Source organism: Bacteroidia bacterium, assembly GCA_025056095.1.
Lineage (GTDB): Bacteria > Bacteroidota > Bacteroidia > JANWVE01 > JANWVE01 > JANWVE01.
The window spans coordinates 1-14969 of record JANWVW010000049.1; the positions used below are offsets into that span (position 1 = coordinate 1).

Sequence of the window (14969 nt, forward strand, 5' to 3'; positions counted from 1 at the left end):
ATAGAGTTCTGATGTAGTTTTTTCGAAGGTAGCTAAGATACCTTCGGTTTGGTCAAAGTTTTCATTTTTTAATCGGGTGGGATACCACAAAAGTCCTTTGTTTTTGCGCTCTTCAAGGCTTAGCTTGGTAATCTCTTGCATGTAAAACTGCTCTTCTTCTTTTTGCTCTTCTTGCAAAGCAGCAATTAACTGTTCAAAATAAAGGTATGCATCCATATAAGTTCGGCTGCAAAATAGTGATTATGTAAAAAGATTGAATTTTTTATTTTTCTGGGCGTGCCCTTGCCCACACTTCGCTTGCGCTCGTGTGGGCAAGGTCGGCGTGCTGCGGGCTACGTGCGGAATGCCCCGACCCTTGCGTTAGCAAGGGGCACGCCCCAAAAAACTAAGCTATCCCATAAAACCAACAGAGTTGGATAAGAATTTTTACAAAGTTAATTTTATGTTTAGTTTTGCTTTGTGGAGATAATCGCAATTTCTATATTTTGGAGCGTGATTTTTCTTTTGGGCTACCACTATGCAGGATATTTTTTTATTCTCAAACTATTGGCTAAAAATAAAAAACCTAACCAAGTGAAATACACTTCGGAAGACTCTTTGCCCACAGTAGCAGTAGTATTTGCCGCATATAACGAGGAAAAAGTCATTGCCCAAAAAATAGAACATACCTTTAATACTACCTACCCCCCAGATAAACTACAAGTATGGATAGGTTCAGACAATTCTACCGACGATACGCATAAGATAGTACAACAGTACCAAAGGCAGTATCCGAACTTGCATTTACGTATTTTTAGCCAAAGAACAGGTAAAGCTCAAATTATCAATCAATTGGTAGAAAACATTCAGGCTGATATTCTAATTTTAACCGATGCTAACATTCTTTTCACACCGACACATATTTTTAACTTGGTAGCCCATTTTAAGAATTCGGATATTGGCTTGGTAGGGGGCAACATTACTAATAATAAGGTTTTACAACAAGGTATTTCAGAGCAGGAAACAGCCTACATTCATTTTGAGAATAAAATAAAGTGCTACGAAGGTTTGTTAGGTTGCATGATAGGTGCTTTTGGCGCTTCTTATGCTATTCGTAAAGAATTATATGTTCCTGTACCCAAAGGATTTATTTCAGATGACTTTTTTATAAGCATGCAAGTTTTGGCACAGGGCAAAAAAGCTATATTTGAACTTAACGCCTTAGGATTTGAAACTTTTTCTACTAAAATTACAGAGGAATTTAGGCGCAAAGCTCGGTATGCAGTAGGTAATTTTCAAAACCTATTTTATTTTACTAACTTTTGGAAAAAGCCGTTTTCAAATGTGTTTTTTTGTTACTTTTCTCACAAAGTTTTACGGTGGTTCTTACCCTTGCTGATGGTTTTAGCCGCAGTGTGTTTGATAGTATTAGCTACAAAAAGCAAATTTTATCTTATTTTGGCAAGCTTAGCACTATTGATTTGTATTTTAATTGGTCTGGATATAGCACTATTTAAAGAAAAAGCAGGTTTCAAACCTCTGCGATTTTTAAGTCATTTTTTAGCTATGAATGCAGCGCTTTTATTGGGCTTTTTCAGATATCTATTTACTAAACCTCAAACTGTGTGGAAACCAACGGAAAGAATTTCTTGATAAGTTCATTACGAAAAAGGTACTTACAAGCATCTTTACAAAATACTATTGAAAAGCAAATTAACTTGAAAAGATAAATATACTTAAATGATAAGTTTTTTTTGAAAAATTAAGTCAGGTTCTATAAATTTGTACCATGAAGTATATCTTCGCCTTAGGTATTTTTATAGTTGTGTTCTCATTTTTTTCCTTAGGTGGGACTATTTCTACTTCTAGTTCATTTAATACTTGCTCAGGGCTATCTTCTAAAAGCAAAAGTATACTTGAAATAAAGCACCAGCAGAATAATAACAAAAAAGCGATAAGAGAGGTCGTATTTTGGCTTTTTGTTACTATCTTTACTATCGCAGGCATATTCTCTGTGGGAGCCATTTCTTCTTTTGCGTTTTTGTTTGGTACTTTCTTGTTACCTCTTTTTTGCTCTGATTATCCCAAAACTCATTTAGTTACTTTGTTTGTAATGGGAATAATTAGTAGTATCTTCACATCTATTTTAGCTGTGCTTCTTCTTGTGCGGACTGAAGCATATTCTTCCATTCCATTTTGGCTTTCAGTTATCGCGTTTTGGTTCTTTGTAATTTTATCTATCATAAATTTTCGTATTGTTGTCTCTCGTAAATCTGCTTAGTTAGTTTAATAAGCTTATGAAAATTTCAACCTACTTAGTTGTCTTAATTTTGTATTTGTTACTAAGCAATGTACCTTTGTGGGCCGCTCACTTTTCTAATAATGAGGTAAGAGATGAGCGCTTATGTATTTCGTATAGGCTAGCTGAAAAAAAAGAGAAGAAAAATCATAAGCACACTCGTTTTGTTTCAATTTTGGGAATAGTTTGTGGAATTTTATCGATTGTATTTCTATTTTATACTCTACTTCTTGCTTTCTTTTCATGGGGTGGAACAAGTCCTGGATTTACTCTTATTCTTATTCTATTCCTATTGGCTACCATTTTTGCTGCATTGCTCTTTCTTGTGCTGTTTGCTCCGTGCTATGCACTATACTTTATCTTGACTCCAAAGGTTTGATACACTAAAAGACGGATTTTTTGTAAATATATTTCAATTGGTTTATTTTGAATTCTCTAAATTTGTCAAGTATGGAAAAATTAAGAAGAGAGGATTATATTCATGGGGGAACACAAAAAGATTTTTACAGTGAAGCAGAAAGAGAATACTGCAAATGCCCTTTATGTGATGCTGATAATTACGTTAAAGTATATGAAGAGAGAGGATTGTCAGTAGTTAGGTGCAAGGAGTGCAGTTTAACTTATGTCAATCCAAGAGCAGTAGATGCTGAAAAGAATTACTTCGGCGACACTTCTATATATTACAATGAAGCGATGTTGATATTCAAAGGTAAAAAAAGCACCATAGAGATAGGAATTATGAATATGAGCTGCGACAAATTAAAAAGATTAAGAAAACAGGTAAATTGCTTGATGTAGGCACAAACATGGGCTTTTTTTTGCGTAAAGCAAGAGAATTTGGTTTTGAAACAGAAGGCGTAGAACCTAGCCCTTCATTATCAAAAATTGCGAGAGAAAACTGGGGACTAAATATACACACTGCTTTTTTAGAAGAAGCCAATCTACCAAAAGAACATTATGATGTGATTACTTTAATTGATGTGTTTGAACACGTTACGCAACCTAAAAAAATGCTAAGAACTGTTTTTGATCTACTCAAAACAGATGGTATTGTGGTTATTAAAGTACCGAACGCAAATTACAATTACCTTAAAATGAAATTAGCCCAGCGTTTAGGTAAAGCGCACAAAATGGATATATGGGACTGCTACGAACACGTAGTGCACTACAATACTCGTACATTTTCTAAAATGGTAGAAAGCTGTGGATTCAAAATAAAAAAGTGCATTATTCCTATTCCCATACATACACCTGTATGGGCGCACTTGGTTGGTTTTTATTATCAATATCCCTCTCCTTTTATTTTAGATTGGAAAAGAATTTTGCTAAGAAACTTGTTTTATACCATAGGAAAGATAGAGCATTACCTAACAGGCAACCCACATTTTGCCCCAGATTTAATGTTTTTTCTTGAAAAGAAAGAGAGTAACGTTAGCCAATAGCTTGGGCTAAATCATTTATTAGGTCTTCTATGTCTTCTATACCTACGGAAAGGCGAATCAAAGTATCTTTTAAGCCGTTAGCTAATCGCTGTTCTCGAGGGATAGATGCATGAGTCATGGTAGCAGGATGACCAATTAACGACTCTACTCCGCCTAGGCTTTCTGCTAGGGAAAATATTTTTGTGCTTTTGAGTACTTTTAGGGCATCTTCCATTCTATCCCCTTTGAGCGTAAAGCTAATCATACCTCCGAAGTCTCGCATTTGTTTTTTAGCAATATGGTGATTTTTATGCGTAGGTAAACCGCACCAGTAGACTTGGTCTACCTTCGGGTGCTGAGTTAAAAACTCTGCTACTTTTCTACCGTTGTAGCTATGCCTTTCCATTCTAAGATGTAATGTTTTTATGCCCCTAAGTACTAGAAAGCAATCTTGCGGACCTGGAGTTGCACCCGATGCGTTTTGAATAAACTTTAGCTGTTCCGCTAAGTTGGGGTCATTTGTCATTACTGCGCCCATCACTACATCTGAATGACCAGAAATGTACTTAGTCAAAGAGTGCATGACTATGGTAGCACCTAAATCTAGTGGATTTTGCAAATAAGGAGAAGCAAAAGTATTATCTACTACTGTAATGAGATTGTATTGTGTTGCAAGTTTACTTACGGCTTCAATGTCAATAATGTTGAGCATAGGGTTAGTGGGGGTTTCTATCCATATCATTTTAGTGTTGGAGTTGATATAAGGCAAAATATTTTCTGGGTTATCCATGTTGATGAAATGGAATTTTAATCCGAATTTAGCGTAGATACGCATAAATAGTCGGTATGTACCACCGTACAGGTCATTTGTGGCAATAATTTCATCACCAGGTTGAAAGAGTTTCAAAATGGCATCTGTGGCGGCTAAACCTGTAGCATAACAATAACAATACTGCGCATTTTCTAGCGCAGCGAGGTTTTTTTGCAAGGCGTCTCTTGTGGGGTTTTGAGTACGCGCATATTCATAGCCTTTGTGTATTCCTGGGGCTTCCTGTACATACGTAGAAGTTTGAAAAATAGGTGTCATGATTGCCCCTGTAGAAGGGTCAGGTTCAATACCTGCGTGTATAGCTTTGGTTGCAAACTTCATACAGCCAAAAGTACAAAATTATTCTACTGAAGAAAATAATGTGCTTAAAATTGAGGAAAAAGTTGCTGCCGCATAAGGCTGTGGTTTCGTAATAGTTGGTTTAAGACTTTGTTAGACGGAGAGTTAAAAAGCGAAAAAAGTTGTAAATGTCGTAGTTGCACAGTGGTTGGGTTGACATTCGTCAAGTTTTGACTACAAAAGTATGCAATTTTCTTGAAGGATTACGGTAAGTTCATTTGCGTGAGGCATGCGGAGGGTGGGCGTTAGCCCAGTGCGTAGCGAAGCGAAGCACCGAAGCGAAAGCGTAGCCCGAAGCACGCCGACCTTGCCCACACAAGCGCAAGCGAAGTGTGGGCAAGGACACGCCCAAAAAATAAAAATTAAATTAACCTATCCTTCTTGCTCAACTAATTTACTCATAAGCTCCTATCGTAGGCGCAGTAGCACTACGCGGATTGTCTTCTATATCCAAAGTAATACCTGCAATAGGAATACCTTTACCTTTTGCAGGACTACCTTCCTTGACAGCAAATTTTCTCTCTGTTGTATTTTCAAACTGCGGGTCCTGATTAAGTATATTTTGATGAATTGGGTTTTGAATAAAATCTTGGCTAGCAAAGTTTTTAGTTTTAAGTAAGCAGTGGCTAATATTGTAACCAAAAGGTAGATCCGTTACTAAACCTACAAAAAATTCATCTTCAGGCTTGCCATTGCCATGCACAATCGTGTTGCGCATTATAAGATTCAAAGCACCTGTGGTAAGTGGATTTCTTGGGTCGCCAAAATAGTCTAAGGCTACAAAAGTGGGCTGGTCATGAGTGTATTTGGCGGCATCTGCGTAAAAAGTACAGTAGTCATACTGATATGTGCCACCTGCAAACATTTGCACAGCACTTCTACCACAATCATAAATTAAAGTGTTATAGGCATATATTTTAGTTTCTGCCCCTGTAAGCCCTGCTATTACCATATTGTGAATTTTGGTATGAGTGACAACTAATTTTACATTATCATCATCTTGCGGATAGGCTGCATACAAGCCATAATAAGCATTTTTAATTTCGGCATAGTGGACTTCATTGTCTTTCGCGGTTTTGAAAAAGTAAATTCCACTCCACTGTCCTGCACGAGTTTTATATTTGTCATCTAATCGTACTCCCTGAAAAGTAATAGGATTTTGTCTTGTACCTTGCACTTTAAGCGTACCTCGAACTAAAATAGCCGCACGATTATCAAAATATAAGCGAGCTTTATTAGTAATGACTAAGGTTTGCCCAACTCCTACACTCAAAGTATCTCTTATGATGTAAGCCGTGTCCTGCATTACGTAATAGCTGCTGGGCAAAGTGTTGTAAAGCATAATTCCGTTAACACTAAAACATTTCATTACCACTTGCTGCGTGTGTCCGTTGACTTTGAAAGTAATAAACTCTTCGGCTAAGTAGTTTTGAGAACTTTGTGCTTTGGCTTTGTATGAAGCAAAAATGAGTAAGCTATCTCCTGCGGGCAGACTATAGTTTCTAACTTGATTTGATTTAATTCCATCAATAATTAAAGAAAAGTCTGTATTTGGGTTTTCTATTCCCATAAAGTCAATGTCTAATCGCCCATTGGTACGATTGAATACATACAAACGCGCTGTAGGAGAGTTGTAAGTTGTAAACAGAGTATCAAAAACTAATGTGTCCGTAGATAAAGAAAGCTTACCCGTAGTGTTTTTAATATCAAGATTTTTTCTACAAGAAAGGGCTAAAACTGTAACGAGCAAGATAAAAAAATCAAAAAATTTTCTTAAATTCATTAAAGCAAAGTTACGAAAATGTACCTCATATAGTATTCACTTGTACGAAAAACTACCTAAACACAAAAAATAATGAACCTAAAAATGTGAAAAAGTTTTTATTTTTGTCAATCAACAAAATGGCACGAGAAGCCATAGATACACTTGCTATCATGTTAGACCATATTGACTATACGGATAACAGTGTCATTGCGCGTATATACACCCGAGAATATGGTCTGGTTTCCTGCATTGCGAAAGGAGTTAAGAAGAAACTTAAAAAAGGGACCAACAAAATGAGTTACTTTTTGCCTTTGAATATATGCCAAGTTACTTTTTACTATCGTGCTGAAAGAGAGCTTCATTTACTTTCCGAACTGCACTTAATTTACTATCACCAAAGTTTGCATACAGAAATAAAAAAAATTCTTTATACCTCTTCCTTAGCAGAATTTTTGCTTTGCATTTTACACGAAGATAGCCAACCACATTTACTTTTTGATTTTTTGAAAGACAAAATCATTCAATTGGATAGACAAAACGAACACCTTATCCATTTGTATGTCCATATTCTGCTGAATGTATGTGCTTATCTTGGCTACAAACCTAACGTATTAGCTTGGCAAGATATATTAGAAACTGATTATCAACATTTACCTACGTATTTAGAAGACGTTTATTACAACCCAGAGCAAAGCTACCCCCTAACAACCGAAGAGAGAAAAGCTATTTTAGCTGCTATTGAGCAATTTGCTAAAAGATACATTCACGGTTTTAAACCTTTACAAAGTAAAGCAATATGGGAAATAATATATTAAGCTAGCAAAAACACAACCACGCCTGCTCTTATCACATTTGTAAAAACCACTCAAATACGTACTTTTGTACTATCATGAGGTATTTAGTCTGCATAATTTTGCTTTTAGGACAGTTTTATTTTTCTCACGCTCAATTTGATTTTACTCAACCTACTTACAAGTACGATAGTTCACAAAACCCATACTATTGGAAAAACAAGCCTCCCTATCCTGGCTATTGGCAACAGGACGTAGCCTACACTATTGATGCAGAATTAGATGACCAAACAGATATTATTCAAGGTTCAGAAACGCTGATTTATTCTAATAACTCTCCTGATACCTTAAAAGTAGCCTATTTTAATCTATACCAAAATGCCTTTAATCCACACTCTGACCTGCATGACCTTACTCTACATAGCACCCACATCAGGCCCAAGTACGGAAAATATGAAGCAGAAGGTAAGAATATTGAAGTTTTATCACTTAAATATGAAGGTAAAGCCCAAATTACAGAGCTACAAGGAACTATTCTCAAAGTCTATTTAGATAAGCCCATTTTACCGCATAGTAAAGTTACTTTCAATATTGAATTCAGAACCTATTTTGACATAGGTTCACAACCTCGCAGGATGAAAATGTTTATTCATGATGGCGTTAAACACTATGATGCTGTACATTGGTATCCGCGTATAGCTGTGTATGACCGTAAATTCAAATGGGCATTAGATCAACATCTAAACCGCGAATTTTACGGTGATTTTGGTACTTTTTTAGTCAATTTAACTTTGCCACATCATTACATTGTAGAAGCCACAGGAACTTTACAAAATAAAAACCAAGTTCTACCTCCTGAATTAAGAAGTGCATTAGATATTAAAAATTTCAAATCGGCTACACAAACGCCTATCAGCATAATTACCCCTGAATCAGGTAAAAAGAAAACTTGGATATATTACGCTGCTAATGTACATGATTTTGCTTGGACGGCAGACCCTTCCTACCGGATTGGTGAAGCGAATTGGCAAGGTATTCAAGTAATTGCTTTGGCTATGCAGCCCAACGCTCCTCGTTGGCAGGACGCAGCAGAATTTACCGCAAAAGTAATTGAAGTGTATTCTACCCTTGTAGGGAAGTATGTCTATCCCAAAATTGTAGTAGCCGATGCACGAGATGGTATGGAATATCCTATGCTTACTCTGTGTGGGGGCGTTTCGCCTACCTATAAGCCACTTTTTGCTCATGAGGTTGGACATAACTGGTTCTTTGGCATAATAGGTAACAACGAAACTTACAGACCTATGCTGGATGAAGGTTTTACGCAATTTTTGGAAATTATAGCTATGCAAGCTTTACACGGCAAATATGATATTCGCCCAAAATATATTCCTTATGTAGAAAAACGTTATGAAGAAGTAGAAACCATTTATTCAAATGCTTACTACAGCTATCTATGGCGAGCAAAAAATGGCTACGATATTCAACTCAATACTCATGCTGACGATTTTGATGGCTCACTGCGAAGAAACGGGGAAGACAGAGGACACAGTTTGGTCTACACTAAAACGGCAACTATGCTTTTTAACCTTAAATATGTACTAGGCGATAAGTTATTTTGGAAAGGTATGCAGGAATATTTTAGGCGTTGGGCTATAGCACACCCGTATGAGGAAGACTTTCGCCAAGCCATGATTGACGCTACCCAAGTAGATTTGAATTGGTTTTTTGATGAATGGATGACTACAAAAAAACAGATTGACTACGGTATCCAATGCGTAAAAAAGTTAGGTCAAAACAAGGTAAAAATTACCTTGGTTCGCAAGGGAGATATGGAAATGCCCTTAGATTTGATGTTCACAACTAAAAAAGGTGATACTTCGTATGCATATATTCCTAACAGGGATTTTGTAAAACCTTTCAAGCACCCAAATGCGAAAGTTTTGCCGATATGGCGGGGCTGGGGAAAGCGCCTGCATCCTACTTATACGTTTGAAATAGAACTACCGAATGAATTAGATAATTTGATTATTGACCCTGAATTTTTGCTTGCTGATGTAGATTTAAGAGATAATCAACTTAAACATAAGAACATTATTAAGTTTGAGAGCGGAGTATACCCTGACTATCCTGATTGGAAACATACCCGCAGCTATTGGCGACCTGATATTTGGTACAATGGCTTAGCAGGCGTACAAGCAGGTATTCAGTACAAAAGCAATTATTTTAACCTGGATTTGTTTGAAGTAGCCATTTGGGCAAATACCACTTTGGGCAGATTTTATCGTTATGGGATAAATGACTCTACTTACAAAAGTAAAATTTTACCTGTTGCTTTCAGAGCAAGCTATTCTGCACCGCTGCGCAAGTTAGATAGACAGGTATTTCATTTTCATCATGTAGAAATTCGAGATGGGCTTTGGCAAATAAAAGAAGGGCTAAATAAAACTTTTGCCGCAGTAGTAGGTAGCAAAAATTACACTAAGGTGTTTGCTTATTACAAAATAATGTTAAGACCGAAAGATATAGATAACGAATTTTTACCTAATCCGAGCTTGTGGGCAAACAATACTGTAAATTCCTCTATTCGTGTAGGGATAGAAAAGCAACGTTTGATAGCATGGGGAAGCATAAAAATAAACACAGAATTAGTAGCACCTGGGTTAATAGCTCAAAACAACAATTCCTACTTTAATACGCAGGTTTTATTTAACTTCGTTCAAAAAAAATTTGACATCAAGTGGCGTATTTTTGGGCAAATTGGCATGAACAACATTCCTGAAAGTAATCTTTACTTATACGGCGCTAATCCTGAACAAGAATATGACCACCGTTGGTATAGGTCTTATATGTTTCCTGAAAGTTTGTATGTACGAAAGCAAGGTAAAATACCTGCTCATTTGCAGTTAGGTGGAGGTTTAAATGTAAGGGGTTACGCACGTTATTTTGTATTAGATGAAAGAAACCAGCTTATTAGCGTAGGTAATACAGGCTTAGCGACTAGCTTAGAAATAGATTTTGTCAAATTACTGCGAACTCAATGGCATTATAAAGTACCTGTACGCTTGCGAGGGCGAGTCAAGTGGAATCCCTATTTGTTTTATGATGCAGGCTATTTAACTAATATAGTCAGTCATAGTACAATGATTTTTAATAGCATGCCGAATACTCGTATTTTGCAAGATGCGGGATTTGGGGTAGCTTTTACTTTCTTTCCTCCAAAAGGTTATCAATCTGCACCTTTTGTATTGCGTGTGGATATGCCTTTGTGGTTGTCTTACGTACCTGCAGGTCAGCAGCCTTTTCAATTTAGATGGTTAATAGGTATAGGAAGAACCTTTTAACAGAGTGTCAAAAAGTTTTTTATCTTTGTGAAATACAAAGCAAAGTTAGTTTGTTATTCAGTATATGCTAATTGAGTTGCCTGTTATCCAAGATACCAATAACAATGTTCAAAAAAAACCTGATTGGTTAAAAGTTAAGTTGCCGCATGGAAAAGAATATGCTAGGGTTCGCAACATTATAGATACTTATAAATTGCATACCGTTTGCGAAAGTGCAATGTGTCCTAACATGGGAGAATGCTGGAGCGCAGGTACAGCTACGTTTATGATTTTAGGGAATATATGCACACGCTCTTGCAACTTTTGTGCTGTAATTACAGGAAAGCCTACAGAATTAGACACAGAAGAACCTTATCGTGTAGCCGAAGCCGTATATTTAATGCGATTAAAACATTGTGTAATCACTTCTGTAAACCGAGATGAACTCAAAGATGGAGGTGCATCTATTTGGGCAAAAACTATAGAAGAGGTTCGCAAACGAAACCCTAATACTACCATTGAGGTGCTTATTCCTGATTTCAAAGGTAAGTTAGAACCTTTGTATATGGTACTCAATCAGCGTCCTGATATCCTAAATCATAACACGGAAACTGTACCTCGTTTATATCGCAGAGTGCGCCCCCAAGCTAAATTTGAATGGTCTATGCAAGTGATACGTGAAGCTAAAAAAGCAGGGCTACGAACTAAATCAGGAATTATGTTAGGCTTGGGCGAAACTCGTGAAGAAATTTTGCAGGTCATGGATAGTTTATTAGAAAACGGATGCGATATTATGACTATGGGACAATATTTACAGCCCACTAAGCAGCACCTTCCCGTTGAACGATACGTTCCTCCTGCTGAATTCGAAGAATTGAAGCAAATAGCTTTACAAAAAGGTTTCAAGTACGTAGAAAGTGCTCCTTTGGTACGCTCTTCTTATCATGCAGAAAGACAAATATTTTAACTTAGATAAGCCATTTTACTAACAGTTTGTAGTATATTTGTAAGTATGAAAGCACATATCTTTCCCGCCCTGCTATTACTTTTTGTACAAGTATTTGCACAAAAAGAAGTATCCGAACGCTCTTTCAAGTTAGATAAGAAAGAGAGAAACGGCTTTCAAATAGAAATTGAAATTCCTGAAAAAACTGTAATAAAAGCCGTAGAGCGCAAACTTAAAGCATGGGACATTAAAGCTCGTGAAAGCAAAAATGTGTACAGTGCATTAGCCGCTAATATTCCTAAAATATCTTCCAAAACAATAGACTTTTACTTAGTAGTTGAAAGCAGAAAAAATACTACTACGGTCATTGCTGCCGCAGCGTTAGGTTATGACTTATTTGTGAATTCACGAGAACATTCTGCCGAAGCCAGCAATTTGCGCAATTTAGTCAAAGAAATTGCTGAAGAAGCTAAAAAAGTTTATATCGAAGACCGTTTAGCTGAAGAAATGGATAAATTATCCGAAATGGAGAAAGAAATGAAAAAACGCACTGAAAACCAAATAGACATGCAAAAAGAAAATGAGAACTACGCTAAAAAGATAGAGGAAAACAAAACTAAAATGCAGGAAAATCAAAAAGCTATAGATGAATTGAAAAGCAAAATAGAAGAGCAAAAAAGAGTAATTGAAAAAATAAAACAAATGTAGCCTTAAGCGCTATTTTTCTACAATAACGAACTCTACTCGCCTATTTTTTTGTCTACCTTCAGGAGTAGTGTTGTCTGCTATGGGCTTTGTGCTGCCAAATCCCTTGTATCTAACTTGATTAGGTTTAACCCCGCGTTTGATAATCGCTTCGGCTACACTTTTAGCCCGTTCTTCCGAAAGCTGCAATAGATATGATTCAGTGGTACCTGCCACTCCATTATCCGTATGTCCGTGAACCTCTATTTTTATTTGCGGATTATCTTTCAAAAATTGGGATACTCTATCAATTTCAGGGTAAGAACTAGGTAAAAGTACAGCTGAATTGGGACTAAAAAATATATTATTCAAGGAAATGGTTTGTCCTACTTCAATAGGGGCAAGATAAAGATTTTTTTCTACTTCTTTGAACTCTGTTAAATCCACTAAGGACAAGTTTTCATCTACTGCTATATAGCCTTTGGCTTCTGCTCTAAAACCGTACACTTTGCCCGCGCGCAAAGAAATTTTGTAGCTACCTGTGTTAGGATTACTTCTAGCAATACCTGATTCTTTTGTGGTATCTTTATCATTTGTATTAAGTGTTTCATAAAAAATTTGGGCTTCAACAGGTTCTTTGGTTTTGACATTGAGCGTTTTACCAAAAACTAAGCAGGTAGGTCGAGGTTTTACGGCTTCATTCAGTTTAATGCGATAAATATCCTTACCTTTGAAAGAGCCATCTTCTGAGATTACGTAATAAGCATAATCTCCTGATGCGCTAAGCGAGTATTCGGAGTCATCTTTTGGGGTGTTTATTACAGGACCAAGATTTAAAGGTTCAGTCCATTTTGTCCAAGTGTCATCCAATCGGCGGCTCATGTAGATATCTGTGCCGCCGTAGCCATGTCTACCATCGGAAGAGAAATATAAAGTTACGTTATCAGGTGCCATGAAAGGAGTGCTTTCTTTACCTGCGGTATTGATGGTACGCCCAAGATTAATAGGTTCTGTCCAAGTACCATCATTTTGTAGCAAACTGACGAATATATCGGTTTGCCCGTAAGAATTTTCACGGTCAAAAGCCATAAAGATAGCTTTTCCGTTAGGTGCCATTCCGTAGTCTAAGGTACTTAGTCCTGTGGCATAACAATTCGGAATGTTTATTCTTTGGGGTGCGGACCAACCATTTTTAGTACGATAGCAAAACGCAGGTGCGGTAACATTTCTCTTTTTAACGACATCGTAATAGTTTGTACCCACTAAAAGAGTGTTGTTATCAGGTAAAGCCCCGCAGGGCCAAACAGATTCAAACTTATTGACCGTACTACCCATATTTTTGAGAGGTCCCCATTTGCCATTAGGCTGTATTTCAGACATCCAAATGTCGCTATTATCTCCCTCACCCTCTGTATTCTCTGGGTGATTATGTCTATTGACAAACAAAATCTTACCATCGGCAGATACAATAGGATCATCTTCGCCGTAAGGTGAATTAATATTTTCATCTAATTTTTCAGGGGCAGAAGGAAATTTGATGTTTTCTATCAAATCAATTTTAGGCTGATACACTAATGTGCTGCTCTCTGTGATACCAATAGCATCAATTTGTTGGTAGTAGTATTTTTTATCGTTTCCTATTAAAGTAACTTTAATCGCATGGATAGCAGGAACATCTACGGGGATAGCATAGTGAAGCACTTCGGCAGTTTTAGCAGGGACAGGGCTAGGATTTCTTTCTACAATCAGATAAGGTTTTAATTTATCGTCAAAGCCCTCAATACTTATGATACCGCCCGCGTTGTAGTTTTGGCAAATAATTACTTGTTTAGCCTTAATTTTTTTAGCAAACTTAACCCATACATATTCTTTGGCGTTACGTGAATACGGATACCAAGCAGTAGCTGATAAAACTCCCCCTGGAAGCATACTATTCGGTTTGCCTAATACTTCACGCGCAGCGCACACTTTGCCATCTATGGGTTGGCTAGAATAGTCTAATACTTCACTTGCCCACAGTATCTCTTCGTTTTGTCCATAGGTCAATAATCTGCAAAAAAATATTCCAGAAATCAACAAGTTAGCTTTTTTCATACTTACAAAAATACATAAAGTTGCTCTTACATGAACCTTGAAGGTGGTAAAGTTCATTTGTATAAAGGTCTGTTTTCGGACTGTGTGAAAGTTTAAGTTTTATTTTTTGGGCGTGCCCTTGCCCACACTTCGCTTGTGCTTGTGTGGGCAAGGTCGGCGTGCTTCGGGCTACGCTCACGCTTCGGTGCTTCGCTGCGCTACGCACTGGGCTAACGCCCACCCTCCGCATGCCTCACGCAATCAAATCAAAACAAACTTTCAAAAAAAATTGAAAACACTTTACTTACTCAAAAAAGTCTGACACACAAAAACCGCTTTCTTTATGCGTGCAGGGCAGATTTTGACTATCCCTTTCCGTCGATGTCCACCAAAACTACCTAAAACACTACGAAATTCGTAGCATTTTAGCCCACTTTTTGACCTAACTCCTTGACAATCAACAACCGTCGATGTCTTTCGCAATTTTTTACATAACTAACTCAAAATCATCAACTTAACC

General features: G+C 37.0%; 15 protein-coding genes. 9 read left to right on the forward strand and 6 right to left on the reverse strand.

The genetic code is table 11. The features are described from left to right. A partial coding sequence (locus NZ519_05630; GenBank protein ID MCS7028229.1) for a hypothetical protein occupies positions 1 to 216 on the reverse strand: 216 nt, incomplete at its 3' end. 60 nt (positions 217 to 276) lie between these two features. On the opposite strand from NZ519_05630, the gene NZ519_05635 reads away from it, so the two are divergent. The 5 genes from NZ519_05635 (at position 277) to NZ519_05655 (ending at position 3720) form a co-directional block, all read left to right on the forward strand. Next, positions 277 to 420 (forward strand): hypothetical protein, encoded by a 144-nt coding sequence (locus NZ519_05635; protein MCS7028230.1) that lies wholly within the window; start codon positions 277 to 279, stop codon positions 418 to 420. 39 nt (positions 421 to 459) lie between these two features. Then, complete coding sequence (locus NZ519_05640) at positions 460 to 1632, forward strand: glycosyltransferase (GenBank protein ID MCS7028231.1); 1173 nt, start codon at positions 460 to 462, stop codon at positions 1630 to 1632. 136 nt (positions 1633 to 1768) lie between these two features. Then, positions 1769 to 2260, forward strand: coding sequence for a hypothetical protein (locus NZ519_05645; protein ID MCS7028232.1), 492 nt, complete (start codon positions 1769 to 1771; stop codon positions 2258 to 2260). A gap of 468 nt (positions 2261 to 2728) precedes the next feature. Beyond that, entirely contained in the window at positions 2729 to 3076 is a 348-nt protein-coding gene (locus NZ519_05650; protein ID MCS7028233.1) for a hypothetical protein, read from the forward strand. 8 nt (positions 3077 to 3084) lie between these two features. Further along, entirely contained in the window at positions 3085 to 3720 is a 636-nt protein-coding gene (locus tag NZ519_05655) for a class I SAM-dependent methyltransferase (protein ID MCS7028234.1), read from the forward strand. On the opposite strand, the gene NZ519_05660 is transcribed toward NZ519_05655, so the two are convergent. The 3 genes from NZ519_05660 to NZ519_05670 form a co-directional block, all read right to left on the reverse strand. Then, a complete protein-coding gene (locus NZ519_05660) occupies positions 3710 to 4849 on the reverse strand; it encodes a cystathionine gamma-synthase (protein ID MCS7028235.1) in 1140 nt (379 codons plus the stop codon). The genes NZ519_05655 and NZ519_05660 overlap by 11 nt on opposite strands. Positions 4850 to 5081: 232 nt before the next feature. Further along, positions 5082 to 5219, reverse strand: coding sequence for a hypothetical protein (locus NZ519_05665; GenBank protein MCS7028236.1), 138 nt, complete (start codon positions 5217 to 5219; stop codon positions 5082 to 5084). Positions 5220 to 5261: 42 nt separating this feature from the next. Next, positions 5262 to 6650, reverse strand: coding sequence for a hypothetical protein (locus tag NZ519_05670; protein ID MCS7028237.1), 1389 nt, complete (start codon positions 6648 to 6650; stop codon positions 5262 to 5264). A 119-nt stretch (positions 6651 to 6769) separates the two neighbouring features. Between NZ519_05670 and recO the strand changes: the two genes are divergently transcribed. The 4 genes from recO to NZ519_05690 all read left to right on the forward strand — a co-directional run bounded on the left by recO (position 6770) and on the right by NZ519_05690 (position 12400). Next, positions 6770 to 7447, forward strand: coding sequence for a DNA repair protein RecO (gene recO, locus NZ519_05675; GenBank protein ID MCS7028238.1), 678 nt, complete (start codon positions 6770 to 6772; stop codon positions 7445 to 7447). 74 nt (positions 7448 to 7521) lie between these two features. Further along, positions 7522 to 10767 (forward strand): M1 family metallopeptidase, encoded by a 3246-nt coding sequence (locus NZ519_05680; protein MCS7028239.1) that lies wholly within the window; start codon positions 7522 to 7524, stop codon positions 10765 to 10767. Between the two features lie 64 nt (positions 10768 to 10831). Next, the gene (gene lipA / locus NZ519_05685; GenBank protein ID MCS7028240.1) at positions 10832 to 11713 is read left to right on the forward strand and encodes a lipoyl synthase; all 882 of its coding nucleotides are present in this window, start codon (positions 10832 to 10834) and stop codon (positions 11711 to 11713) included. A 45-nt stretch (positions 11714 to 11758) separates the two neighbouring features. Further along, the gene (locus NZ519_05690; protein MCS7028241.1) at positions 11759 to 12400 is read left to right on the forward strand and encodes a hypothetical protein; all 642 of its coding nucleotides are present in this window, start codon (positions 11759 to 11761) and stop codon (positions 12398 to 12400) included. A 9-nt stretch (positions 12401 to 12409) separates the two neighbouring features. Here NZ519_05690 and NZ519_05695 read toward each other — a convergent pair whose 3' ends face one another. Both NZ519_05695 and NZ519_05700 read right to left on the reverse strand, forming a co-directional pair. Further along, positions 12410 to 14470 carry an OmpA family protein gene (locus NZ519_05695; protein MCS7028242.1) on the reverse strand — a complete coding sequence of 687 codons (2061 nt, stop codon included), beginning with the start codon at positions 14468 to 14470 and terminating at the stop codon, positions 12410 to 12412. After that, positions 14457 to 14699 carry a hypothetical protein gene (locus tag NZ519_05700; protein ID MCS7028243.1) on the reverse strand — a complete coding sequence of 81 codons (243 nt, stop codon included), beginning with the start codon at positions 14697 to 14699 and terminating at the stop codon, positions 14457 to 14459. Before NZ519_05700 ends, NZ519_05695 begins: the two co-directional genes overlap by 14 nt. Positions 14700 to 14969 lie beyond the last annotated feature (270 nt).

Excerpts from the sequence above, each read along its gene's own strand:
- NZ519_05645 (MCS7028232.1), top strand. The coding sequence starts at position 1,769 with ATGAAGTATATCTTCGCCTTAGGTATTTTTATAGTTGTGTTCTCATTT.
- NZ519_05650 (MCS7028233.1), top strand. The coding sequence starts at position 2,729 with ATGGAAAAATTAAGAAGAGAGGATTATATTCATGGGGGAACACAAAAA.
- NZ519_05655 (MCS7028234.1), top strand. The coding sequence starts at position 3,085 with ATGGGCTTTTTTTTGCGTAAAGCAAGAGAATTTGGTTTTGAAACAGAA.
- NZ519_05660 (MCS7028235.1), bottom strand. The coding sequence starts at position 4,849 with ATGAAGTTTGCAACCAAAGCTATACACGCAGGTATTGAACCTGACCCT.
- NZ519_05670 (MCS7028237.1), bottom strand. The coding sequence starts at position 6,650 with ATGAATTTAAGAAAATTTTTTGATTTTTTTATCTTGCTCGTTACAGTT.
- recO (MCS7028238.1), top strand. The coding sequence starts at position 6,770 with ATGGCACGAGAAGCCATAGATACACTTGCTATCATGTTAGACCATATT.
- NZ519_05680 (MCS7028239.1), top strand. The coding sequence starts at position 7,522 with ATGAGGTATTTAGTCTGCATAATTTTGCTTTTAGGACAGTTTTATTTT.
- lipA (MCS7028240.1), top strand. The coding sequence starts at position 10,832 with ATGCTAATTGAGTTGCCTGTTATCCAAGATACCAATAACAATGTTCAA.
- NZ519_05690 (MCS7028241.1), top strand. The coding sequence starts at position 11,759 with ATGAAAGCACATATCTTTCCCGCCCTGCTATTACTTTTTGTACAAGTA.
- NZ519_05695 (MCS7028242.1), bottom strand. The coding sequence starts at position 14,470 with ATGAAAAAAGCTAACTTGTTGATTTCTGGAATATTTTTTTGCAGATTA.
- NZ519_05700 (MCS7028243.1), bottom strand. The coding sequence starts at position 14,699 with ATGCGGAGGGTGGGCGTTAGCCCAGTGCGTAGCGCAGCGAAGCACCGA.